16 protein-coding genes and 1 pseudogene are annotated in these 23,046 nt (G+C 65.7%); 14 read left to right on the top strand and 3 right to left on the bottom strand.

Translation table 11 applies throughout. The annotated features are described in order from the left end of the window. The first annotated feature begins 61 nt into the window (after window positions 1-61). The 4 genes from CSX12_RS11340 (at window position 62) to mobF (ending at window position 7,547) form a co-directional block, all read left to right on the top strand. Window positions 62-1,807 carry a CocE/NonD family hydrolase gene (locus tag CSX12_RS11340; protein WP_206427074.1) on the top strand — a complete coding sequence of 582 codons (1,746 nt, stop codon included), beginning with the start codon at window positions 62-64 and terminating at the stop codon, window positions 1,805-1,807. Beyond that, on the top strand, window positions 1,804-2,598 hold the full coding sequence (locus CSX12_RS11335; protein WP_124895840.1) for a cyclase family protein: 795 nt from the start codon (window positions 1,804-1,806) through the stop codon (window positions 2,596-2,598). The genes CSX12_RS11340 and CSX12_RS11335 overlap by 4 nt, the downstream gene beginning before the upstream one ends. Beyond that, a complete protein-coding gene (locus CSX12_RS11330) occupies window positions 2,595-3,404 on the top strand; it encodes a 3-keto-5-aminohexanoate cleavage protein (RefSeq protein ID WP_124895839.1) in 810 nt (269 codons plus the stop codon). The genes CSX12_RS11335 and CSX12_RS11330 overlap by 4 nt, the downstream gene beginning before the upstream one ends. Before the next feature lie 600 nt (window positions 3,405-4,004). Then, window positions 4,005-7,547, top strand: a complete 3,543-nt coding sequence (gene mobF / locus CSX12_RS11325; RefSeq protein WP_124896882.1) for a MobF family relaxase — start codon at window positions 4,005-4,007, stop codon at window positions 7,545-7,547. 8 nt (window positions 7,548-7,555) lie between these two features. Here the strand turns inward: mobF and CSX12_RS11320 are convergent, their stop codons facing one another. Both CSX12_RS11320 and CSX12_RS11315 read right to left on the bottom strand, forming a co-directional pair. After that, window positions 7,556-8,803, bottom strand: a complete 1,248-nt coding sequence (locus tag CSX12_RS11320; RefSeq protein ID WP_164479570.1) for an ATP-binding protein — start codon at window positions 8,801-8,803, stop codon at window positions 7,556-7,558. Between the two features lie 56 nt (window positions 8,804-8,859). Further along, on the bottom strand, window positions 8,860-9,855 hold the full coding sequence (locus tag CSX12_RS11315) for a DNA-processing protein DprA (RefSeq protein ID WP_124895838.1): 996 nt from the start codon (window positions 9,853-9,855) through the stop codon (window positions 8,860-8,862). A gap of 200 nt (window positions 9,856-10,055) precedes the next feature. On the opposite strand from CSX12_RS11315, the gene CSX12_RS11310 reads away from it, so the two are divergent. The 5 genes from CSX12_RS11310 to CSX12_RS11290 all read left to right on the top strand — a co-directional run bounded on the left by CSX12_RS11310 (window position 10,056) and on the right by CSX12_RS11290 (window position 15,209). Next, window positions 10,056-10,505 carry a sulfate permease gene (locus tag CSX12_RS11310; protein WP_346773339.1) on the top strand — a complete coding sequence of 150 codons (450 nt, stop codon included), beginning with the start codon at window positions 10,056-10,058 and terminating at the stop codon, window positions 10,503-10,505. 50 nt (window positions 10,506-10,555) lie between these two features. Further along, entirely contained in the window at window positions 10,556-12,310 is a 1,755-nt protein-coding gene (locus CSX12_RS11305) for a P-loop NTPase fold protein (protein ID WP_124895837.1), read from the top strand. 430 nt (window positions 12,311-12,740) lie between these two features. Then, window positions 12,741-13,172 (top strand): hypothetical protein, encoded by a 432-nt coding sequence (locus CSX12_RS11300; RefSeq protein WP_124895836.1) that lies wholly within the window; start codon window positions 12,741-12,743, stop codon window positions 13,170-13,172. Window positions 13,173-13,281: 109 nt separating this feature from the next. Beyond that, the gene (locus tag CSX12_RS11295; RefSeq protein ID WP_124895835.1) at window positions 13,282-14,457 is read left to right on the top strand and encodes a queuosine biosynthesis protein queC; all 1,176 of its coding nucleotides are present in this window, start codon (window positions 13,282-13,284) and stop codon (window positions 14,455-14,457) included. Continuing rightward, window positions 14,454-15,209 (top strand): TatD family hydrolase, encoded by a 756-nt coding sequence (locus CSX12_RS11290; protein WP_164479569.1) that lies wholly within the window; start codon window positions 14,454-14,456, stop codon window positions 15,207-15,209. The genes CSX12_RS11295 and CSX12_RS11290 overlap by 4 nt, the downstream gene beginning before the upstream one ends. A 25-nt stretch (window positions 15,210-15,234) precedes the next feature. Here the strand turns inward: CSX12_RS11290 and CSX12_RS18725 are convergent, their stop codons facing one another. Then, window positions 15,235-16,641: a zinc ribbon domain-containing protein gene (locus tag CSX12_RS18725; protein WP_241160441.1), complete on the bottom strand. Its 1,407-nt coding sequence runs from the start codon at window positions 16,639-16,641 to the stop codon at window positions 15,235-15,237. Window positions 16,642-16,764: 123 nt separating this feature from the next. Here CSX12_RS18725 and CSX12_RS11275 point away from each other — a divergent pair, with 123 nt between their 5' ends. From CSX12_RS11275 to CSX12_RS11255, 5 genes and pseudogenes are all read left to right on the top strand, one after another. Continuing rightward, window positions 16,765-19,431, top strand: coding sequence for an excinuclease ABC subunit UvrA (locus tag CSX12_RS11275; protein ID WP_124895833.1), 2,667 nt, complete (start codon window positions 16,765-16,767; stop codon window positions 19,429-19,431). Window positions 19,432-19,572: 141 nt separating this feature from the next. After that, window positions 19,573-20,681, top strand: a pseudogene (locus tag CSX12_RS11270) (ISL3 family transposase). A gap of 140 nt (window positions 20,682-20,821) precedes the next feature. Next, window positions 20,822-22,099 carry a glutathione-independent formaldehyde dehydrogenase gene (locus tag CSX12_RS11265; protein ID WP_241160440.1) on the top strand — a complete coding sequence of 426 codons (1,278 nt, stop codon included), beginning with the start codon at window positions 20,822-20,824 and terminating at the stop codon, window positions 22,097-22,099. A 1-nt stretch (window position 22,100) separates the two neighbouring features. Continuing rightward, the gene (locus tag CSX12_RS11260; RefSeq protein WP_124895832.1) at window positions 22,101-22,670 is read left to right on the top strand and encodes a type 1 glutamine amidotransferase domain-containing protein; all 570 of its coding nucleotides are present in this window, start codon (window positions 22,101-22,103) and stop codon (window positions 22,668-22,670) included. Beyond that, complete coding sequence (locus CSX12_RS11255) at window positions 22,667-22,969, top strand: antibiotic biosynthesis monooxygenase (RefSeq protein WP_124895831.1); 303 nt, start codon at window positions 22,667-22,669, stop codon at window positions 22,967-22,969. The genes CSX12_RS11260 and CSX12_RS11255 overlap by 4 nt, the downstream gene beginning before the upstream one ends. The last annotated feature ends 77 nt before the right edge of the window (window positions 22,970-23,046 follow it).

Here is a 23,046-nt window from a genome sequence, read left to right as displayed (position 1 = left end):
ACGCAATACTGAATATAGAAGTGAGTGCTCACATCTATTTTGACACGAGGGAGTGTGCGGGATGGAACGATCAGAGGTCGCCGATGGGATGAGGATCGACTGGAACGTGCCGATCAGGATGGACGACGGAATCGTCCTGCGCGCGGACGTCTTCCGACCGATAAGAGAAGGTCGATACCCGGTTCTGATGACCTATGGCCCATATGCCAAAGGCCTCTCGTTCGCCGATGGATACCCTGCCCAGTGGACGAAGCTGATCGCCGATCATCCGGACGTCGCCCAGGAGACCTCCACCCGCTATGCGAACTGGGAGACGGCCGATCCCGAGCGCTGGGTCCCGGACGACTACGTCGTGATCCGCGTCGACTCGCGCGGCGCGGGAACGTCACCCGGCTTCATCGACCCGTTCTCGGCGCGGGAGACCCGTGACTACTACGCGTGCATCGAGTGGGCCGGGGAGCAGCGCTGGAGCTCGGGCAAGGTGGGGCTCCTGGGAGTGTCCTACTATGCGATGAACCAATGGCAGGTCGCGGCACTGCGGCCCCCTCACCTGGCGGCGATCTGTCCTTTCGAGGGCGCATCCGACCTCTACAGGGACGGCACCCGGCACGGCGGCATAATGTGCACGTTCTGGACTCGCTGGTACCCGCTCCAGGTCACCAATGCCCAGTACGGCTTGGGCCGCAACGGGCGTGCCAGCGCCGTCACCGGTGAACCGATCGGTGGCGACGTCGAGTTGAGCCCCGAGGAGATGTCCCGCAACCGCGTCGACATCAACCGCGACGAACTCGACCATCCTCTGCTCGACGAGTACTGGGCCGAACGCCTACCTAACCTGGCACAGATCGAGGTGCCCGTGCTGTCGTGCGGCAACTGGGGCGGTCAGGGGCTGCACCTGCGCGGGAACGTCGAAGGCTACCTCGGTGCGGGCTCCCCTCAGAAATGGCTCGAGATGCATGGCCTCGAGCACTGGACGGAGTTCTACACCACCTACGGCATCGACATCCAGAAGCGCTTCTTCGGCCATTTCCTGCATGGTCGCGACACCGGGTGGGACGACCAGCCTGCGATCTCGATGCGAGTGCGCACGCCAGACGGATTCGTCGACCGGACGGCCGACTCCTGGCCGCTGCCCGACACGGCATGGACCCCTTTCCACCTCGACCTCGCCGCCGGGCGCCTGGCCGCCGAACCGGCGGAGACAGAGACGACGGTCGAGTTCGACGCGCTGACCGAGCAGATCGACCTCACCACCGAGCCATTCCCCGCTGAGACGACGATCGTAGGCCCGATCACAGCGCGCATCGCCGCATCATCATCGACGGAGGACCTCGACCTCTTCCTCACAGTGCGACTATTCCGCGAGGACGACAGCGAGGTGCTCTTTGTGGGAGCCGTCGAGCCCAACGCACCCGTGACACAGGGATGGCTGCGCGCCTCACACCGCAAGCTCGATCCGGCGCGCAGCGAGCCCTGGCGACCGGTCTACACGCACAATGAGCTGCTGCCGGTCGTGCCAGGTGACGTGTACGAACTCGACGTGGAGATCTGGCCGACGTCGATCGTCATCCCCGCCCACTATCGTCTCGGCCTGACGATCTCCGGCCACGACTTCGACAACGGCCTACCCGGCCCGCTTCCAAAACTGTACGGAGTCGAACAGCGCGGATCATCCGTGTACCTGCACGACGACCCCGAGGACCGCCCGGCCGACCTGTTCGGCGGACGCACCACGATCCACACAGGCGGAGGACACGATGCGGTTCTCGTGCTGCCAATCGTGCCGAACGGCAACGAGTCCCGATGAAGATCATCGACCTGTCGATCCCCATAGACAACACCACCCCCGCTGATCCACTTTTCCAGCGAGTCCGTATCGACTACACCGGACATGAGGAGGGCGCTCACCAGCTCACAGCGCAGTTTCCCGGCCTCCACGTAGAGGATCTCCCCGAGGGCCTCGGATGGGCGGTGGAGACAGTGACACTATCGACCCACAACGGCACCCATGTGGATGCTCCCTGGCACTACCACCCGACCATGGACGGTGGCCGGCCCGCCGCCACCGTCGACGAACTGCCGCTCGACTGGTTCTTTCGGCCCGGCGTCAGACTCGACTTCCGCGACCGGCCCGACGGACACATCGTGACAGCCGCCGAGATCCAAGAGAAGCTCGACCGTATCGGACACAGATTGCGACCCTACGAGATCGTACTGATGAACACCGCCGCAGGCGCGGCCTTCGGTCAGGATGACTACATCCATCGTGGCTGCGGATTCGGACGCGATGCCACGCTCTTCCTCACCGGTCAAGGCATCCGGGTAGTAGGGACGGACGCGTGGAGTTGGGACGCGCCGTTCAGGTCTACCCTGCGGCGCTACACAGAGACCGGAGACGCCTCGATCGTCTGGGAGGGCCACAAGGCTGGCATCGAGGCAGGCTACTGCCAGATCGAGAAGCTTCACGGCCTTGAACAGCTACCCGACACGGGCTTCACGGTCGCGTGCTTCCCCGCCCGAATATCCCGCGCATCCGCCGGATGGACCCGCGCAGTCGCCATCATCGACGACAACCACAAGATCGGAGACTCCGCATGAGCACAGTCGTTCTCACCATCGCCCCCACTGGCCCGATCGCCACCAAACGAGACAATCCGCACCTACCGACCCAGCCGAATGAGATCGCCAATGCCGTGGCAGAGGCGTACGAGCGCGGCGCGGCCGTCGCGCACATCCACCTTCGAGACCAGCACGATCGACCCACAGCCGACCTCACGATCGCCCGACACACCATCGACCTGATACGGGACCGGTGCCCAATCCTCATCCAGCTATCCACGGGCGTCGGCTTGTCGGTTCCCTTTGAGGAACGAGCCGCACTGGTCGAACTGCGCCCCCAGATGGCGACGCTCAACCCGTGCAGCATGTCATTCGGGGCCGACGAGTTCCGCAACCCGCCCGAAAAGGTCGCCCGCCTCGCCGCCCGCATGCAGGACCTCGGCATCAAACCCGAACTCGAGATATACGACACAGGACACCTCGAAGAGTGCCTGCGCCTGCGCGACAAAGGCCTCATCGCGGGCACACCCCAGTTCAGCATCGTGCTCGGCGTCCGAGGCGGAATGGCCGCGACACCACAGAACCTCATCACGATGGTTGACCGCCTGCCCGACGACGCCATATGGCAGGTCATCGCGATCGGCCGTCACAACCTTGAACTCACCGCTATCGGACTCGCGCTCGGCGGCAACGCCAGAACGGGCCTGGAGGACACTCTCCACCTCGGCAAAGGTCAACTCGCGCCCGGCAACAACCCGCTTGTCGAGCGCACAGCCCGCCTTGCTCGCGACATAGGGCGCCGCTTGGCATCCGCCGCGGAGGCGCAACTGTTACTGGAAGTCTGATTATTCGCCTCGCCGACGCCCTCTCCCCGAGCAGACACTCACCATGCTCAACGAACCGCTGAGTTGCATGCAGCCGCCGTCGCTGACCACGCCAGCAAAGACGTTCCGAACATTGAGGTCAATCGCCGCGGCCACGAACAAGGAGCCTGCGCGAACGTTGGGCTAAGGCGAACGTCGACGCTAGTGACCCGCCACAACGTCCGAGCTGTACGGGATGGCGGTGATCTCGGGCTGCCCGATGAACGGGGTGCAGAGTCCTGCGACTTTCACCAGTAAGTGATCCTCTCGAACCTTCCGGAGAAGGTGATCGCGAACGCATGGAGTGCTGACTTCTAGTTGATTTCCATCAAGACACGAATGAATGGAGATTCTCGATCGCCGTCCACTATTGAAGTGAGCGCCGGGTTGCCCCCGAACCACATGCTCGCGCAGCCCCCACGTCCGGCCTCGCGTCAGTCGTCTGGCCCACGGGTGAGCAGCCTTTCGGAAGCTCGTACTAGAGCCTTCACGCCTCTTGCAGATCGAGGTTGATCCCGCCGTCAGCGGGCCGCTGCTCACCTTGTGAGCAGACGGAGAAGGGCGGCCGGGGTGACGGTTTCGATGCGCGTGATGTCGGCGGGTGACGGGTACAAGTACCTGCTGCGCACCGTCGCGGCCGGCGACGGCGACAGGTCGCTGTCCACCCCGCTGACGCGTTACTACAACGCCGACGGCAGCCCGCCGGGCCGATGGCTCGGCGCCGGGCTCGCCACGCTCGGCAGTGGGCGGATCAGGACAGGCGATCACGTCTCCGAAGCCCAACTCCAACTCCTGATCGGTATGGGCCGTGACCCGATCACCGGGGAACCGCTTGGCCGTGCGTACCCCGAGTACCGAAGCGTGGCCGAGCGGATTGGGGCGCGCAGCGAGGCGCTTGATCCATCCCTCGGGCCGGCGTCACGTGCGGAGGCAGTCATGGCGATCGAGGGGGAGGAGGCCGAGCGTGGGACGCGACGGGCGGTTGCGGGGTTCGACTTCACGTTCTCGATCCCGAAGTCCGCGAGTGTGCTGTGGGCTGTTGCGGATGCCGGGACGCAGACGTTGATCGCGGACGCGCATCATGCGGCGGTTGCGGAGGTGGTTGCGTTCATGGAGCGGGAGGTTGCAGCCACGCGCGCGGGCGCAACCGGACGCGACGGCGCGGTTGCACAGGTCGACGTCGCAGGTCTGATCGCCACGGCGTTCGATCACTACGACAGCAGGGCGGGCGACCCCCATCTGCACACGCACGTCGTCATCGGCAACAAGGTCCAGGCCGTCCTTGACGGGAAATGGCGGAGCCTGGACGGGCGGCCGCTGCACGCCGCAGTGGTCGCGCTCTCCGAACTGCACGAGGCGGTCTTCGCTGACCACCTCACCCGGATGCTCGGCGTCTCGTGGGAGGCGCGGGATAGAGGCCGCGACCGGAACCCCGCATGGGCGATCATCGCGGTGCCGGAGGTACTGGTTAAGGAGTTCTCCACTCGTGCCCGGCACATCGACGCCGAGACCGATCGCCTCATCGGCCAGTACGTCGAGACGCATGGGCGGCGGCCGTCGCCGGCGACGATCATGAAGCTCCGCGCCCAGGCCACGCTCTCCACCAGGCCGGAGAAGGAGGTGCGGTCGCTGGCCGACCTCACCTCCTCGTGGCGGGAACGGGCAGGGCGGGTGCTCGGGTCGGATGCGACCTCGTGGGCGCGAACAGTGACGGCGAACGAGGAGCCGCTGCTGCTGCGCGCCGACGACGTGCCGTTGGACCTGATCGCCTCGCTCGGGGCAGACGTTGTGGCTGCGGTCGGTGAGAAGCGCTCGACCTGGCATCGCTGGAACCTCACCGCCGAGGCGGCGCGGCAGACGATGGGCTACAGGTTCGCGTCGACCGAGGATCGAGAAGCCGTCGTCGGCCTGGTCGTGGATGCCGCCGAAGCCGCGTCGCTACGCCTGACCCCGACGGAGCTCGCATCCAGCCCGGCCGCGTTCCGCAGGCCGGACGGCACGAGCGTGTTCCGTCCGAAGCACTCCGCGCTGTTCTCCTCCGAGGTGCTGCTGGCGGCCGAGGATCGCCTACTCGAGCGCGCCCGCACCACCACAGCCCCCACTGTGCCGCTGACCACCGTCGAACGAATCACGAAGCGGCCCGACAGCAAGGGCCGGATGCTCGGTGACGACCAGGCAGCCGCGCTGACGAAGATCGCGCTCTCAGGCCGGATGGTCGATGTACTGGTCGGCCCGGCCGGTGCGGGGAAGACGACGGCGATGTCGGCATTGCGACGGGCATGGGAGCACGAGCACGGGCACGGCAGCGTGGTCGGGCTCGCGCCGTCCGCAGTCGCCGCCCAGGTCCTGGCCGATGACCTCGGCATCCAGACCGAGAACTCGGCCAAGTGGCTCGACACCCACGACCGCACCGGCGAGACGTTCCGCAAGGGACAGCTCGTCATCGTCGACGAGGCGTCGTTGGCGGGCACGCTTTCCCTCGACCGCATCACCACATTGGCGGCGGAGGCCGGGGTGAAGGTGCTGCTGGTCGGGGATCACGCCCAGCTTCAGTCCGTCACCGCCGGGGGCGCGTTCTCCCTCCTCGTCCGCGACCGCGACGACGCTCCGGAGCTGGTCGACGTGCACCGATTCGTCAACGTGTGGGAGAAGACCGCATCCCTCGCTCTGCGGTACGGCCGCACCGACGTCATTGACACCTACGCCGAGCACGGCCGCGTGATCGGCGGGGAGACCGAGGAGATGATCGACGCCGCCTACACCGCCTGGCGCTCCGACACTCTCGCCGGGCGGGCCAGCGTCCTCGTTACCGACTCCAACGAGTCCGTCCAGGCGCTCAACAACAGGGCGCGAGCTGATCTGATCCTCGATGGCACCGTGAACGCTCGCCGCGAGGTCGAGTTGCACGACGGCACACGTGCCGCGGCCGGGGATACCGTCATCACCCGCCGCAACGACCGCCGCCTCCACGCCGCCCGGTCCTGGGTCCGCAACGGCGACAGGTGGACGGTCACCGAGGTCCGCGACGACGGCGCCCTCACCCTCCGCCGCGCAGGGCGCAAGTGGGGCGCCTCGGTCGTGGTCCCGGCCGAGTACGCGGCCGAACATCTCGACCTCGGCTACGCCGTCACGTCCTACCGGGCGCAGGGCATCACGGTCGATTCCTCGCACGTCCTAGCGGATGCGTCGATGATCAGGGAGACGTTTTACGTCGCCATGACAAGGGGGCGCGAGCGGAACATCGCTTACGTCGCAGTCGACAAGCCCGACCCCGCCCACGACGGCCTGCACCCCGGCGACAACGAGGATGCGTCCGCCCGGTCGGTGCTGTTCGGGGTGCTGCAGCACGTCGGCGCCGAACTCTCCGCGCACGAGACGATCACCGCCGAGCAGAACACCTGGGGCTCAATCGCGCAGCTCGCTGCCGAGTACGAGACCCTGGCCGCTGCCGCACAACACGACCGCTGGGCCGCGCTCATCCGATCGTCGGGGCTCAGCGACGACGCAGACGACGTGATCGCCTCACCCGCATTCGGAGCGCTGACCGCCGAGCTGCGGCGAGCCGAGGCGAACCAGCACGACGTCGAGGCCCTGCTGCCGCGCCTCGTGGGAGCACGCGGGTTCGGGGACGCCGATGACATCGCGGCCGTCCTGCACTACCGCGTCGTTAAGGCGACCGCCCGCCCTGGAGGGTCCGATCGCGCGCGGAAGGCACCACGTTTGATCGCTGGCCTCATCCCCGAAGCCATCGGCGTCATGCCATCGGAGATGCGGCAGGCGCTGGCGGAGCGGCGCGACCTCATCGAGACCCGGACCGATGCGCTCCTCGACACCGCGCTCACCGACAAACACGAGTGGATCATAAGACTCGGCGTCCAGCCGAAACAGGCACGAGCAGCCCAAGTATGGCGGAACGCCGCTCTCACAATCGCCGCTTACCGCGACCGCTACGGTATCACCGGGCCTGCACCCCTCGGCGCACCCGCCGAGGTCGAGACGCAGAAGATCGACGCCGCCCGCGCCCGTGCCGCGCTCGACCGGGCACAGAACCTCGCCCAGGCCGAGCAGCCAGAGCAGGAACGCGCTCGGCGCACCGGGCAGCAGCGCGTCAGGCCGTCGTTGTAGTGGCTCGGCTAATCGGTTCGATCTGGTGGTCGGACCATTCGTACGTTCGAGACGCCGCCCTGGTTCACGCAGTCCTGAGCGAGGTCGTGAACGCCCCAGTAGAAGTCAAGGTCGGCAGCCGTAGCGTTCACGGTGCTCTCGACGGGTATGTAGCGGTGCAACGGTGTGGAGACACCGCCGTAGGAGTGACCGAAGTTGTCCACAGTCAGGATCGTTAGGGGTTCTGAACCGGTCCACTCGATCCCGACACGCACGTCGTACTCGTCGTTGCCGGTCGCGTCGGCGGTCGCGCGGATGAGGGCCATCAGGTCTGCAACGCCGCACTCGACCGCGCCTGACTGGACTTGCGATCCCTCGAAGTACCCGTCGCTACTCATGCGGTGGCCGCCGATTGCTGCTGCGAGCGTGACTGATCCGTCGTGGTGGAGACTCGCCCATGCTTCCTTCCACAGTGATCGGTCGCCCGTTGCGGTGTTGACGGCAACCCAGCGGCGCAACCCCGGTCGTGGGTTGTGCCGGTCAACGTTTTCCAGGGGGTGCACACCGCCACGTCCGGCGTAGAACAGGGCGAGGCCTTCAGCTTTGGTCAGCACATCGCGCGCGCCGTCGCGCGTCAGGCGGTTGTGGAGTCGAGGGACGCGCGGGTGGGCGACAGCGATCAGCCAGGCGCGTTCGCTCGTGGCGCGGCCGTCCGCGGTCTCGGCATACAGGTTGTCGAGCGCTTCGCTGGCGTGGCGGCGTTCATCGAAGCGGGCTCGGTACATCGCCTCGATCTGGCGTTCCTTCATCCATACGGTGTCGGAGTCGTTGCGCACCGGGGCGCCGAAGTAGTCGTTGCGGTAGATCAGGTGCGGCCCGTCCACACTGGCCGGCACTTCCACAACGACGGCGCGAGCGCCCTCAGTTCCGAGACGGTGCACGTTGAGTCCGAAGACGGGCGGGGAGATAGCGGTGATCACTGCGGAGCGCAGGGATCGCTCGTACGCTTCATCGAACTCTCCGACGTCGACCCGCTCTGTGGCGGCCTTCTGTGACTCGCGTACTCCGAACACGATGACGCCGCCGCCGCTGTTCGCCATCGCTGCGACGTCCTTGGGGAAGTCCGTTTGCGGTAGTCCCTTCGCCGGTGGCAGCTCTGACTTCCAGTCCAGATCGTTCGTCTCCACGACCCCGCTGCTCACCGCCGCATCCAGTAGCTCGTCCGTCAGCGGTCCAGGAGCGACCCCGAGGGCTCGATGCAGAGCGGTGAAAGTCATGACCCCAGCGTAGGGATCACCTGCGACAACTGGCGGTGACGTCGACCGGAGGCCGCCTACAGCGCGCGCCCCTTCCGATGAGCGGACGGGGTGATGGCCGACTCACGTGCGAATGCCTGCCCGCTCACGCCTGCGGGCGGGTCGAGGAGCGCCGTGACGTCTGTGGCATCGGTGATGAGTGACGCGATGCCTTCGCGCAGGAGCCGGTGCGTGCCGGAGCTGGCCGCACTGGTCACCGGGCCGGGCACGGCACCAACCGGGCGGCCGAGCTGCGCGGCGCGAGCGGCGACCTTGAGGGAGCTGGAACGGTAGCCGGCCTCCACGATGACGGTCGCACCGGAGAGGGCACCGAGGATGCGATTGCGGGCGAGGAACCGCCACCTGGTAGGCACCGCACCGGGAGCCATCTCGCTGGCGAGCAACCCAACGTCTCCGACTCGTTCCAGCAACTCGCGGTTGCCGGACGGGTAGAGGCGATCCAGACCGCCCACCATGACGGCGAGGGTCTGCCCGCCTGTGGCGAGCGCGGCTCGGTGTGCGGCGGCGTCGATGCCGTAGGCGCCGCCGGCCACGATGATCCGCTCGGCATGGGTCAGATCGGAGGCGAGCTCGCCCGTGACGTGCTCGCCGTAGCCGGTGGCGGCACGGGCTCCGGTGATCGTGACGCGATCGTTCAGCGGCCCGGTGAGTAAGGAGACAGCGCCTTGCAGCCATAGGGCGGTAGGGGCACGATCGCCCAGATCGTTGAGGGCGGTCGGCCACTCATCGTCGCCGGGGATGAGGATACGCAGCCCGAGGCGGTCAGCCTCCGCGAGCGCCTGCGTGACCGTGCGGGCATCCATTCGCGGGGCGACCTTGTTGCGCCACAGCCGAGCCTCGACCGAATCGACCTTCTTCGGGAACGCGCCGGCACCGGCCGCCAGGCGCACAGTCTCGACCGCGCCAACCGCTGCGAGGAGCCTACCCGTCACGGCGTCGTCGGGGTCCAAGGTGGCAGCCAGAGCGACCCGCGCGGAGCGTTCGTCCTTGGCGAGAGAAGTGATCGTGACCATGCCCGGCTCCCATCCGTGTGCCAGACAGGTGCGCGAGCGCCGCCCGAACGCAGGGGCACACCTCTTACGAAGGTCGGCCGAGAGTCATACTCTGGAAGGGAGGCAGATTCCTCCTTGATATGGCGTCCCTCGCGGACAGGCCCTTGGGCCGCTCTCTACGCACTGTCTCGTCACCTGACCGTGCCACGAGAGGAAAAGCCATGATCCGACTGCTCTGGGCGCTCAGCGCCCACGCCCGCTACTACCTGCGGCGCTACATGCCCACCAACATCGCGCTCGACGCGATCCGCACCCGCCGCGGCCTGAAGTGGGGCATCCCCGGGATGCTCCTCGCGATCCCGTACTTCCTCGCCGCGAACTACTGCATCACGCTGATCGAGGAAGGCCGCCCCGGCTGGCTGAACCTCCTCGTGCTCCTGTTCTGCTGGAACGCGCTCAAGTTCCTCATCATGGGCCCGGTCAGCGTGGTCCTGCTTGTCCGCGCCCGCGTTCAGGAGGCCGTCGCCCGGCACCGCACCAGCGGGCTACCGAAGACGACATCGCCTACTTCCGTGGCGGTCAGTCGGGTGCTCGTAGCACGCGACCAGTGCGTGTCCTTCCTCGATCCGGGCGTCCTCCCTGGGATAATGGTGAGCGACATGGATCACTAGTAGTGGGCGAGTAGGCACAGCCGAACCATCGCCAGAGAGCGAGGTTGGCAATGACGACTACCCCTCCGCAGATCCGGCTCTGGGACGACAACCCCAGCTCGTTGGACCTCCTCGGGTTCGACGCGGTGGTCGAGCCGATCGTCGCTGCAGTCCGCGAACGCAACATCCACCCGCTAACGTTGTCCGTGCAGAGCCCGTGGGGCGGCGGGAAGTCCACGATCCTGAAGCTCATCGAGGCCGAGTTCAAGGACGACGACACCTGCTTCGTTGTCACAACAAACCCCTGGGCGTACGACGACCAGGGGGATGTCAAGGGCACGCTGATCTCAGAAATCCTGCATGGTATCGAGAGTCAAATCCCCGATCCCGGGCTTAAGACGAAGGTCGCTGAAAAGGCGAAGGAGCTGCTAGGGCGAATCAGTTGGAGCCGCGCCGCAGTTGCCATCGCCAAGGGAGCACTGACCTTCCAAGTAGACCCGAAGGACATTGCTGACATTTTCCAGCCCAAGGACCCGGGCGGCCCTGAATCGATGGCGAGCTTCAACGACGCCTATAAGGAAATGCTCGCCCTGATCCCGAACGTGGAGCGCGTGGTCGTACTAGTCGACGATCTCGATCGGTGTCTTCCGGACGCAGTGACAGCCACACTGGAGGCGATCAAGCTCTTCCTATCCACCGAGAAGATGGTCTTCGTCCTGGCCGCCGATCAGGACATGGTCCGAGACGCCATCTCAGTTAGTCTCGATGGTGCCCGGCGTGGCGAGATATTCGCCAAGCGATACCTAGAAAAGATTGTCCAGCTTCCGATTGCGCTGCCGCGCCTGTCCGCCGCCGACGCGGAAGCCTACATCGGTCTGCTCATCGCTGGCCGTTCCATGGAAAAGGCAGATCTGCACGCTCTCGCGGCCCACGTTCGCGCCCGACGCAATGCCCACCAAGCCCCATTGCTCCACGGCTTTGACGACCTCGCCGTTAAGCCTGCCGAAGAGGATCTCGCACTTGCGATTCAGCTTGCCGAAGGTCTGAATGCGGATCGGCGCTCGAACCCACGTCAGATCAAGCGCTTCCTCAACGCGTTCGGCGTCCGGGAGTCCACCGCCCGCGCTCGTGGCGTCACCATCCCGCCTGCTGTGATGATCAAGATGCTGCTGCTGGAAGAACTTCACCGTACGTCCTTCAATACGCTGGCCGGAGCGCCTGTACAGGAGCGCAAGTCCATCGTGGCCAGGTGGGAGGCGTGGGCGAACCCGTCCGGTGAGGAGGGCGAGGATGCGAATCTTCCAGAGGGCATCGACGAAGGGACGAAGGAATGGGCTGCTGCCCCTCCATCACTGCGTGACGAGAACCTTGATCCTTATCTCACCCTCGCTGCGAGTCTGATCAACGTCAGCATGGGCGCCCAGGTATCCGACGAGGCACTCGCGCTCATCAATGATCTGCTGGGCGAGAGCGAAGCTGCGCGGAACGTGGCAGCCGACGCCCTGAGCGAGCGTGGAGAAGACGAACAGCTGGCAGCTCTCGACGTTCTCTTCGCCACGACCAAGCGCCTTGACGACGGCGAAACAGTGGTCCGCGCCGCAGTGCTCTGGGTCGGCAAGACACCCGCACTTGAACCGGCAGTGGCAGCCGGGGTCGAAACCCACTGCTGGGGATCACGACTGACACCGGGTGCGGTTGTCGAACTCGCAACTAGCGGACGCCCTACGCTCATGCAGCTTGTGCGGCGTGCCGCTCAGGACGCCACATTGCACCCATCGACGCAGGCCGCCGCGCGCGAAGAGCTGGAGCAAGTCAATGGGAACTAGCGGTGCGTACGGTGGCAGCAACTCCGCCGAATGGAACGACTTCCGAGACGCATGGTCCGACCTCGGCTCAGGGAACACAGGGACCGGTCCGGACACAGGAGAGCCAGACGCATCCCAGTTCTCCGACCAACTCTCTGAACCGACGCAGCCAGCGTCCGACCTCGACCGGGTCGGGCAAGCACTCATCGATGCCCTCTGGCGAGACGATCCGGCCACCAGAGGCAACGCCGTGCCGACCATTCCTCGCCCGCGTGTGCCCGCTCGACGCGGCGCAGGTGCAGGCGGAGCGGGTGGAGCGGGTGCCGGAGGAGGCTCCGCAGGGGCCGGACGATCTGGGAGCCGCTCCACTCGGCAGGTCATCGGAGGAGCCTCACGCGGTGGCGCGACGATCGGTGCAGCCTACGCTCTGCGGGATCGCGACGCCCAGCGGTTGGCCGACTACGGCCTGTCGCTTGCGGAGTTCGACTCCCTAAGCCCGCGTGCTCGGATCAGCAGGCTCGTTACCCTCATGATCGGAGATGACGGGCACCCCGACGACCGAGCTATCCGCCAAGCAGCCACGGAACAGGTCAAAAAGATCGTCAGGGCTGAAGGCGAGCCTCCGACCGCCACCGAGGCAATCAAAGGCTTCGTCAGTGCGTACATCTTCCAGCTCGGGCTTGTCGAACTCCAGGACCAGATCACCAACGGAACCCTCGACGGTAACGAGGCAGTTGTGCGAGAGCGCATGTTACGCGGCTGGATAGACGCGAAGGTTCGTGCCCTCGACATCGATGCAAGCCCGGCGCTTTCAGCGAACGCCCTTCATCAGGCCGCTGCTGACCTTGCCCAACGAGCCGTTCACGTCCTGAGGGCGAGGTAACCACATGCCACTCACACACTTTTACGTCTCCGGCGAGGAGTCGGCCAACGAGAGTCCGCCGGATCATCACCGACTACGGTGGCCCACCACCCCCGGTGAGACCGACACCATGAAAAGCGCCATCGGCTGGTGGCTGCCCTCCCTGGGCTCAGTCCCGACGCAGGTGATCGATCTGGCACGCATCGCGGGCGGCGCCTACCTCGCTGACAGGCTCTCCAGCAGGCCCAGCGCCTTCACTCGGCGACTTCACCTCGTTGTCGAGGTGGCCGATCCCGAGCCGTGGGAGGGCGATGCGATCGACCAATTCGCTCAGCTACTTTTCTGGCTCACAGGCGACACCTGGGAACTCCAACTCGTCCAGGACCCAACCACCCCGAATGACCCGTTAGCAGAAGCCTCGGATGCGGTGGATTCTGTCGCGCTCCTTAGCGGAGGCCTCGATTCCTATCTTGGAGCGTTGCACCTGATCTCTACTCAGAGTGAGTCGCCACTATTCGTGGGCCACTATGACAGCGCCACCGCTGTACGCCGGGCCCAGAACACCGTCCGCAGCTGGTTACAGGAGACCCGGACTCCACCGCCTTCCTACACGCAGATCGAGTTCACCCAAGTAGCAGCCAAGAAGGAAAGCTCCAGCCGCAGCCGCTCCTTGCTCTTCGTCGCGCTCGGGACTGCCGTCGCCGCCAGTCGTGGAGCCTCGCAACTCTTCGTGCCGGAGAACGGGTTCACCAGCCTCAACCTCCCACTACATCCCAATCGCGCTGGTGCGCTCTCGACTCGTTCGACTCACCCCGAAACCTTCTATCGGGTTAATACGCTTCTCCAGAGCCTTGGCTTGTCCCTAGTCGTGACCAACCCGTTCGCCGCCTACACCAAAGGCGAGGAAATGCGGCTCGTCGCTGACAGTCACCCAGCGAACGACTGGGAACGCATCGCTGGACTCACGGTCTCCTGCAGCAAACTTGACGGCGCCAGGATCAAGGGCGGAAACTCCACCCTCAACTGTGGTCTCTGCTACGCATGCGTCACTCGCCGCGGTGCATTCATCGCGGCCGGCGTCAAAGACTCGACAATCTACCTGTCCAATGAACTCAATGGAGACGCGCGAGTCAAACTACTTGAACGGCGCTACAGCGACCGCGCCGCCATCTCATACGCGACAACTCGCGGCATCGATGACGACGCCATCGACGCAGGCACCTGGCCTCCGGGCGCCGACTTGGACGAAATCAGCGAACTCGCGCGCCGAGGCCTTGCCGAACTCGGACAAGTGGATCTGACGTGATCAACTCTGCTCTCCCTGCCTTGGACGCGCACGCCCACATTGCTCCGGACGTCACGCCGACACAGATCGCGGCTCTCGGACAGTCAGTGGTGTTCGCGATGACCCGGAGCCTACAAGAAGCTCGACAAGTCAGGAATCGGCGAGCCCCAGGGCTCGTCTGGGGAGTTGGCGTACACCCTGGCGTCGCCGCGGCACGCGCATCTTGGGACTCGAAGGAGTTCACCGACCTTCTTGGCTCTTTCGCATTGGTCGGCGAGATCGGCCTGGACCGCCGCGGCGGCGACCTCTCGCGACAGCGCTCGATTCTCCATGACCTGCTGACCATCGTCCGGAATGAACCGGTTCTCGTCTCCATCCACAGCACCGGCGCCACAACCGAGATCGTCGAACATCTTCACGACGCAAGCGTTCCCGGCGCGATCTTGCATTGGTTCAACGGCGATGCCGCCGACATCGCTAACGCCGTCGAAGCCGACGCCTACTTCTCCGTAAATGCGGCAATGTCGGAAGACCGGATTCGACTATTGCCGCGGGATCGAGTGCTGTGCGAGACAGATTTCCCCGCCAGGAAGGCCCGTTCTCGGAAGCCTGGAGACATCAGAGCGATCGAGGATCTACTTAGTCGTATTTGGGGCGAGAGTGTTGAAGACGTGCGTGCCAAGACGTGGTGGAACCTTCGCACGCTGAGCGAGCGTTCAGGTGCCATTGAACGTCTCCCTGAGCCAATCGCCGACACGCTTCTCTACCTGTAGGGCGAGCAACTCCCCGCATCCGCCCTCAGGCGCGCTCGCTGGCTCTGAGGTATCCCGCGGGCTGGATACCTCGTCCCGTGTCAGCGACTTGGCGTCCCCGAGGGCGGATGATCGCACCTGCTGCGGCCACCGCCCTCTTCGCTGCCCCCTGACTCACTCCGAAGTGCAGACCGACCTCCATCAAGGTCATCCCGCCCTCGTAGAGCCGCACAGCCTCGGACGTATGCTCCTCAGCCAGCCCTCGCACGCGCATCGGCACGGAACGATGGACGAGGTGCGCGGCCACCGTGCGGTGGTAAACGCCGAACCGCTCATCGAGCTGCACGAGCGCCATGCCCTGCTCGTACAGAGCCACCAGCTCATCGACCTCGGCGGCGCTCAGAAAGGTTTGAGTCTTCCCAACTGACCGCACCACACGACCGCGAGAGTCGGTCACCGAGGGCTCGGACGGCCGTTCGCTACGCTTGTAAGCGCCCCGAGACATGCGAGAAGCCACGGTTCTCAGGGTCGGGCCAGGGTTCTCAAACTCTCTACGGAGGTGCACCCGGGGTGCTCTATGCGAAGCGCTGCGGCACATGCAGAAGGTCAAGGGTTCGAATCCCGTTAGGTCCACCCCACGCACAAGGCTCGAACCCTTGCCAACGGAAACGCTGGCCGAGGTTCGGGCCTTGTTGGCGTCTGCGGCCCAGGTCAGGGCATTCGCGTTGACTTGCGGATCAAGGAGCATCTCGAAGGGCCGGTTGCGCTCGACCCGCAGCTCGTTGTCCTCGTCGATGAAGACCTTCGTGAAGAATGCCTGGTTGCACAGCCGCCGGTTGGTGTCGTCGCAGCGGGTGTAGATGTCGGCGCAGTTGGCGAGCAGGCCGAGGGCGTCGTCGAGGTGGGCGCGGGCCTCGGCGTAGTCGCCGAAGTGGGCGTCGATGCGGCGGGTCACCGGGTCGAGTTCGGCGACGATGCGGTCTTGTTCGCGCTTGAGCACGGAGAGCGGGATCGCGTCGGCGTAGTGCGCCTGCATGAGCCGGTCCTGCTCGCTTTCGAGCCGGTCGCGGTTGGTGGTGAGGCGTTCCAGTTCCTCGGTCTCGGCAGCCATGAGCCGATCGAACTCATGATGGAGCATCCCTGCGAGGGCATCCTGCTGGGCCGGCGTGATCTGGACGCGGGTGTAGTACTCCTCGACGAGCTTCTCGAGGTCTTCGATGAGTATCGCCTGGCGCGTGCAGTCGGTGCGCTTGGAGTGCCGACCGGAGCACACGAAGTAGCAGTACACGTTCCCATGGCGGTTCTTCGCGTTGGAGACGATGAGTCGGGAACCGCACTGCCCGCGATGGATGGTGCCCTGGAGGTAGTGGCCGTGAACTCGGGTCGCCTCGACGGCACACTGATCCGCGGTCAGCACTAGCAACACCAATCTCAGCAGGGCCACGAGCCCCATCACGTCACCGCGACGAAGCGCCCTTCACCACGAACCTTGAAGAGCCGGTAGACAGCCGCATCATCTTGCCTCCCACGGTCGATGAACCTGCTTACCACGAGACCCGCTTGGTACAGTTCCAAAATGGATGACTTCGCCTCAGCGTCCGCGCACGTCCAGCCTGATGTCCGGGTGCGTGGTGCCCGGGAACACAACCTCAAGGACGTCGATCTCACCGTCCCGCGCGATGCGATGGTTGTGTTCACGGGCGTGTCCGGTTCGGGGAAATCCTCGTTGGCTTTCGGTACGTTGTACGCGGAGTCGCAGCGGCGCTACTTGGAGTCAGTTGCCCCGTACGCGCGGCGTCTGATCGACCAGGCGGGCGTCCCCGACGTCGACTCCATCACTGGGATGCCGCCCGCCGTCGCGCTGCAGCAGCAGCGCGGCGGGCGTAGCGCGCGCTCCTCTGTGGGCAGCATCACCACGTTGTCGAGTGTGGTGCGGATGCTGTACTCGCGAGCCGGTGAGTACCCAGATGGTCAGCCGATGCTCTACGCCGAGGACTTCTCCGCGAACACCGTGCAGGGCGCCTGCCCCGAGTGCCACGGCATCGGACGAGTCTACGAGGTGACCGAGGCGCGGATGGTCCCCGATCCTTCACTCACCATCCGGGAACGCGCCATCGCATCGTGGCCGAGCGCCTGGCACGGACACCAGCTGCGCGATGTGCTGGTCGCGCTCGGCTATGACGTGGATGTGCCGTGGAAAGATCTGCCAAAGAAGGATCGGGACTGGATCCTCTACACCGACGAGACTCCGTTCGTCCCGGTTCACTCGCGACTCACGCTCGCTGAGGCTCGACGGGCGATCCAAGCGGGGATCGAACCGAGCTACTCAGGCACGTTCGTCGGCGCGCGACGATACGTGCTCGACACGTTCGCGAACACGAAGAGCGCGTCGATGAAGCGCCGCGTCGCCCAGTTCATGAGCGCAGCGGTGTGCCCGGTGTGCCAGGGGAAGAAGCTCAAGCCCGAAGCGCTGACGGTCACGTTCGAAGGCCTGGACATCGCCGACTTCTCGGCTTTGCCGCTGCGTGAGTTGGCAGAACTCCTCGTGCCCGTCGTCGCTGAATCCGACCTCGAGGACGAGACCTCCGGCGCAACGATAGACGTCGAGACCAGGCGCGAGGCCGTCGCACAACGCGTCGCTGCAGGCGGGTCTGCGCACTCCGCTGCACCCGATGTCCGTCGCACGCCGAATCGGTCCGCCGAGAAGCGCGCCGCGGCAGCGCGCCTCGGTGCCGAGCTGCTGGACCGACTGCGCCCCATCATAGACCTCGGACTCGGCTACCTCTCGCTGAGCCGTACGACGCCGACGCTGTCCGGCGGGGAACTGCAACGACTTCGACTCGCCACGCAACTCACGTCGGAGTTGTTCGGTGTCGTCTACGTCCTCGACGAGCCGTCAGCCGGTCTCCATCCGCACGATGTCACCGCGTTGCTGGGTATCCTCGACGGCCTCAAGCAGCGCGGCAACAGCCTCTTCGTCGTGGAACACTCCGTCGATGTCATGCGGCACGCGGACTGGCTCGTCGACATCGGTCCGGGTGCGGGTGAACGTGGCGGGCGCGTGATCTACAGCGGCCCCACGGACGGGCTCGCGGACGTCGACGATTCTGTGACACGCGGGTACATCTTCGGGGGCAGCGGCCTCCCACCGCACGAGCCCCGTGCCGCCCACGATTGGCTGCAGTTGGAGCACGTCACACGCAACAACCTGCGGGACGTATCTGTGGCTCTGCCGCTCGGGACGCTCACGGCGGTCACCGGCGTGTCCGGGTCGGGGAAGTCCAGCCTTGTCAGTCAGGTCCTGCCAGCCCTCATCGGTGCCAGGCACGGAGACACCCGTCGCATCGAGGAGGACAACGCAGAGGCCGACGATCTGCTTCTCGCTGACGAGTCCGATGAACTGGGTGGGTCGGTCGAGGGCGACCTCACGACGGTCCGACGTGTCGTGAGCATAGATCAGAAGCCCATCGGCCGCACCCCCCGCTCCAATGTCGCCACCTACACGGGGCTCTTCGATCACGTGCGCCGCCGGTTCGCAGAGACTCCCGAAGCTCGGGCGCGCGGGTACAAGCCCGGTCGGTTCTCCTTCAACGTCGCAGGCGGCCGCTGCCCGACGTGCGAAGGCGAAGGCTCCGTGATGGTCGAGCTGCTGTTCCTGCCTTCGGTCTACACCGTGTGCCCCGACTGTCACGGCACCCGCTATCAGTCGAGCACCCTGGAGATCACCTGGCGAGGCCGCAACATCGCGGAGATCCTCGCGATGAGCGTCGAAGAGGCCCACGACTTCTTCGCCGGCGAGTACGATGTGATGCGCTCGCTCACCTCGCTGGTCGATGTCGGGCTCGGGTACCTGCGCTTGGGGCAGCCCGCTACGGAGTTGTCGGGTGGAGAAGCACAACGCGTGAAGCTCGCCACCGAGCTGCAACGGGCGCAGCGCGGTGACGCTCTTTACGTGCTCGATGAGCCCACCTCCGGTTTGCACTGCGCTGATGCGGACCGGCTCGTCACGCACCTCCAGACTCTCGTGGATGCCGGCAACACGGTCGTGATGGTGGAACTCGACATGCGAGTGGTCGGCGCCGCCGACTTTGTGATCGATCTCGGGCCGGGAGCCGGTGACAACGGAGGCACAGTGGTCGCGTCCGGAACGCCAGCAGAGGTCGCCGCGTCGAGAAACAGCGCTTCAGCACCGTATCTCGCCGCCGCCCTCGCCGAGGCCGCGACGCTGACGTCAGGGGCATAACCGGCTCTTCGCCGTTGAGTGTGGGTATCGGGTGACGCGCCGGTAGCCGGGGCTGCTCGGGAGATGGGTCGAGGTCCCGAGGATCAGAGGACTTCTACCTCATCTGATCGCGAGGACCTCGACGATGACCGAGCCTACGACCTGCTGGTCGGTCTCGACGGGCTAAGAGCGATCGCGGTCGAGCGCCGCGGGCGCGACGCGCTGACCGTGACGGTCGAGTCGCCGCCGGGCCCGATCGGCTGCCCGGGCTGCGGCGTGCTCGCGATCGGTCACGGCCGCGCGCCGGTGCCGCTGGTGGATGCGCCGGGGATGGGTCGACCGGTCCGGCTGCTCTGGCGCAAGCGCCGCTGGCGCTGCCACGAACCGGCCTGCGTGGTCGTGACCTTCCTGGAACAGGATGAGACGGTCGCAGCGCCGCGGTCGAAGCTGACGCGGCGGGCGGCATGGTGGGCGATCGAGCAGATCCGCCGGGAGCACGCCTCTGTCAACGGCATCCGGCGGCAGCTGGGCACGGGCCGACGGACCGTCTGAGACATGATCCGGCCGCTGCTGGAAGCTGCCGAGGCCGACCCGGCAAGGTTCGATGACGTGACCGTGCTGGGCGTGGACGAGCACATCTGGCACCACGTCTCCACGAGGCCGATCGGCTCCGGCGGGCGCGGGGCGAAGGACCTCACCGGCATGGTCGACCTCACCCGCGCCGTCCACGGCCGCACGCGGGCGAGGCTGCTCGATCTCGTCCCTGGCCGGTCCGGCGAGGCGTACCGGTCGTGGCTGCACGATCGCGGCCCGGCGTTCCGCGACCGGGTGGAGATCGCGACGCTCGACCCGTTCCGCGGCTTCAAGAACACCATCGATGACCAGCTCGAAGACGCCCGCGCGGTCCTCGACGCGTTCCACATCGTGAAGCTTGGCACCAAGGTCGTCGACGACGTGCGACGCCGCGTGCAGCAGCAGATGCACGGGCACCGCGGCCGCAAGGGCGACCCGCTCTACGGGATCCGCAACATGCTGCGCGCAGGCGAGGAACACCTCACCGATCGGCAGCGCGCCAGGCTCAAGCGAGCATGGGTAGCCGAATCTGGCAGCGCGAGTTCCTCGGCTACTTCGACACTGGCGGCGCGAACAACGGCGGTACCGAAGCCATCAACGGCCTCATCGAGCTCCACCGCCGCATCGCCCGCGGCTTCCGCAACCGCGACAACTACCGCCTGCGCATGCTGCTCATCGGCGGCGGGCTATTCGCATGACCCACGCTCGACGGCGAAGAGCCCGAATGGCGCGACCCCCGCAAGCGTGTACAGAGCGTATGCCCTGGGACCGAGCAGCGGACCCGGGCACTATCCCGGCACGATCGCTACACATCAACGCAAGGCGAGCCCCTCGACACGTGGTTCCTGAGGGTGTCCGCTATCTCGCGAAGGGCTTCGTTGTCAAGGCCCTGCCAGCAGGCTATCAAGGCCAGAAGGCTACCGAGCAACACCATCAGATCGGAGTGGACATGAAAGCAGTGGTGTATGAGGGGCCCCGTCAGGTCAGCACGAAGGAGGTCCCGGACGCGAAGATCGAGCGACCCACCGACGTCCTGGTCAGGGTGACGACGACGAACATCTGCGGCTCGGACCTCCACATGTACGAGGGGCGGACTTCCTTCGAAGTAGGCCGGACGTTCGGTCACGAGAACATGGGGGAGGTCATCGAAGTCGGTAGTGGCGTGGAGAAGGTCAGGGTCGGAGACCGGGTTGTGCTCCCGTTCAACATCTCGTGCGGATTCTGTAAGAACTGCGAACGCGGCCTGACCAACTATTGTCTCACCACCCAGCCCGAACCATCATTCGCGGGTGCGGCCTATGGGTTCGCCGACATGGGGCCCTATGGCGGTGGCCAAGCGGAGCTTCTCCGCGTGCCTTTCGGTGACCACAACGCGCTGCGCCTGGGCGAGGATGCGGAGGAGAAGGAGAACGACTACGTCATGCTCTCTGACGTCTTCCCCACCGGCTACCACGCCACCGAGATGGCCGGCGTGATCCCCGGCGACAGCGTGGTGATTGCGGGGGCGGGTCCGGTCGGATTGATGGCCGCCCTGTCCGCGATGATCAAGGGCGCAGCAAAGGTGATGGTGGTCGATCGCCACCCTGACCGGCTCGCGTTGGCCGAGCAGATCGGTGCGATTGCCATCGACGATTCCAAGGTCGACCCCGTGCAAGCTGTTCTCGACGAGACGATGGGGCTCGGAGCTGACCGTGGCTGCGAATGCGTGGGCTACCAGGCCCACGATCCCCAGGGCAACGAGGACACCGCCGCCACCCTGAACATGCTCATCAACTCGGTCCGCTTCACCGGAGGAATCGGCACCGTTGGCGTGTTCCTCCCCCAGGACCCTGGAGGCAAGGATGATCTCGCGAGGCAGGGAAAGGCGGCCATCGATTTCGGCACACATTGGTTCAAGGGGCAGACCATGGGAAGCGGACAGGCCCCCATCAAGCGGTACAACCGCCAGCTACGAGACTTGATCGCGGCCGGCAAGGCGACCCCTTCCTGGATCGTCTCCCACGAGATCTCGCTGGACCAGGCTGCCGATGCCTACAAGAACTTCGACGCCAGGTCCAAGGGTTGGACCAAGGTCCTCATCAAGCCCGGCATGTCGACCGAGAAGAAGGCGAGCTGATATGACCGAGACGCTACAGGGCAGGAGAGTCGCCATCCTCGCCGCCGACGGGGTCGAGCGAGTCGAGCTCGAGAAGCCCCGCGAGGCACTGGAGCAGGCTGGTGCACAGACCGAGGTCCTGTCGATCCATGACGGTGAGATTCAGGCGCGTGAGAACGATCTGGATGCAGCAGGCACGTTCACCGTTGATGGGTTGGTCGCGGACGCCTCTGTCACCGACTATGACGCTTTGCTTCTCCCGGGCGGTACGGTGAACCCCGACCAACTCCGGGTTGACCCCGACGCCGTCTCCTTCGTCCGCGAGTTCGTCCAAAGCGGCAAGCCTGTTGCGGCGATCTGTCACGGTCCGTGGACGCTGATCGAGGCCGGTGTGGTCGAAGGTCGCACCTTGACGTCCTTCCCGAGCATCCGCACGGACCTGCGCAATGCCGGTGCGCACGTCGTCGACCAGGACGTCGTGGTGGACGGGAACCTGATCACCAGCCGCTCGCCCGACGACCTGCCTGCGTTCTCCGAAGCGATAGTGTCCCAACTCGCGGGCACCACGACAAAGAAAGAGGAGAAGTCATGAGTGTGACCAAGGGATTGCTGGTCAGGTTCGAGGCGTTGCCCGGGAAGGAGGACGACGTGAAGGAGTTCCTTGACAGCGGCCGTGCGCTTGTTGAGGACGAGCAGGCGACCACCGCGTGGTTCGCGATCCGTCTCGGCCCGTCCTCATTCGGGATCTTCGATGTGTTCCGCGATGACGCCGGCCGCGACGCGCACCTGTCCGGCGCAGTTGCGACCGCTCTCGGCGAGCAGACCGGCACGTTGTTCTCCGAACCGACGATCGAGAAGCTCGACGTCCTGGGCTCCAAACTCCCCGCCTGACACCACAGACCGGGAATACTGGCCCAGAAAGGAGGGGTCGCTGCGCGCGGTGACTTCGGGCTTACACAGCCCGCTGA

The organism is Microbacterium sp. Y-01 (assembly GCF_003856715.1).
In the GTDB taxonomy this organism is placed as follows: domain Bacteria; phylum Actinomycetota; class Actinomycetes; order Actinomycetales; family Microbacteriaceae; genus Microbacterium; species Microbacterium algeriense.
Note: the sequence above shows the minus strand (reverse complement) of the source record. Positions and strands in the feature narration are given on the sequence as shown.

What these genes read in the sequence shown, in the direction of transcription:
- CSX12_RS11340 (WP_206427074.1), top strand. Translation starts at nt 62, where the DNA reads ATGGAACGATCAGAGGTCGCCGATGGGATGAGGATCGACTGGAACGTG.
- CSX12_RS11335 (WP_124895840.1), top strand. Translation starts at nt 1,804, where the DNA reads ATGAAGATCATCGACCTGTCGATCCCCATAGACAACACCACCCCCGCT.
- CSX12_RS11330 (WP_124895839.1), top strand. Translation starts at nt 2,595, where the DNA reads ATGAGCACAGTCGTTCTCACCATCGCCCCCACTGGCCCGATCGCCACC.
- mobF (WP_124896882.1), top strand. Translation starts at nt 4,005, where the DNA reads ATGCGCGTGATGTCGGCGGGTGACGGGTACAAGTACCTGCTGCGCACC.
- CSX12_RS11320 (WP_164479570.1), bottom strand. Translation starts at nt 8,803, where the DNA reads ATGACTTTCACCGCTCTGCATCGAGCCCTCGGGGTCGCTCCTGGACCG.
- CSX12_RS11315 (WP_124895838.1), bottom strand. Translation starts at nt 9,855, where the DNA reads ATGGTCACGATCACTTCTCTCGCCAAGGACGAACGCTCCGCGCGGGTC.
- CSX12_RS11310 (WP_346773339.1), top strand. Translation starts at nt 10,056, where the DNA reads ATGATCCGACTGCTCTGGGCGCTCAGCGCCCACGCCCGCTACTACCTG.
- CSX12_RS11305 (WP_124895837.1), top strand. Translation starts at nt 10,556, where the DNA reads ATGACGACTACCCCTCCGCAGATCCGGCTCTGGGACGACAACCCCAGC.
- CSX12_RS11295 (WP_124895835.1), top strand. Translation starts at nt 13,282, where the DNA reads ATGAAAAGCGCCATCGGCTGGTGGCTGCCCTCCCTGGGCTCAGTCCCG.
- CSX12_RS18725 (WP_241160441.1), bottom strand. Translation starts at nt 16,641, where the DNA reads ATGGGGCTCGTGGCCCTGCTGAGATTGGTGTTGCTAGTGCTGACCGCG.
- CSX12_RS11275 (WP_124895833.1), top strand. Translation starts at nt 16,765, where the DNA reads ATGGATGACTTCGCCTCAGCGTCCGCGCACGTCCAGCCTGATGTCCGG.
- CSX12_RS11260 (WP_124895832.1), top strand. Translation starts at nt 22,101, where the DNA reads ATGACCGAGACGCTACAGGGCAGGAGAGTCGCCATCCTCGCCGCCGAC.
- CSX12_RS11255 (WP_124895831.1), top strand. Translation starts at nt 22,667, where the DNA reads ATGAGTGTGACCAAGGGATTGCTGGTCAGGTTCGAGGCGTTGCCCGGG.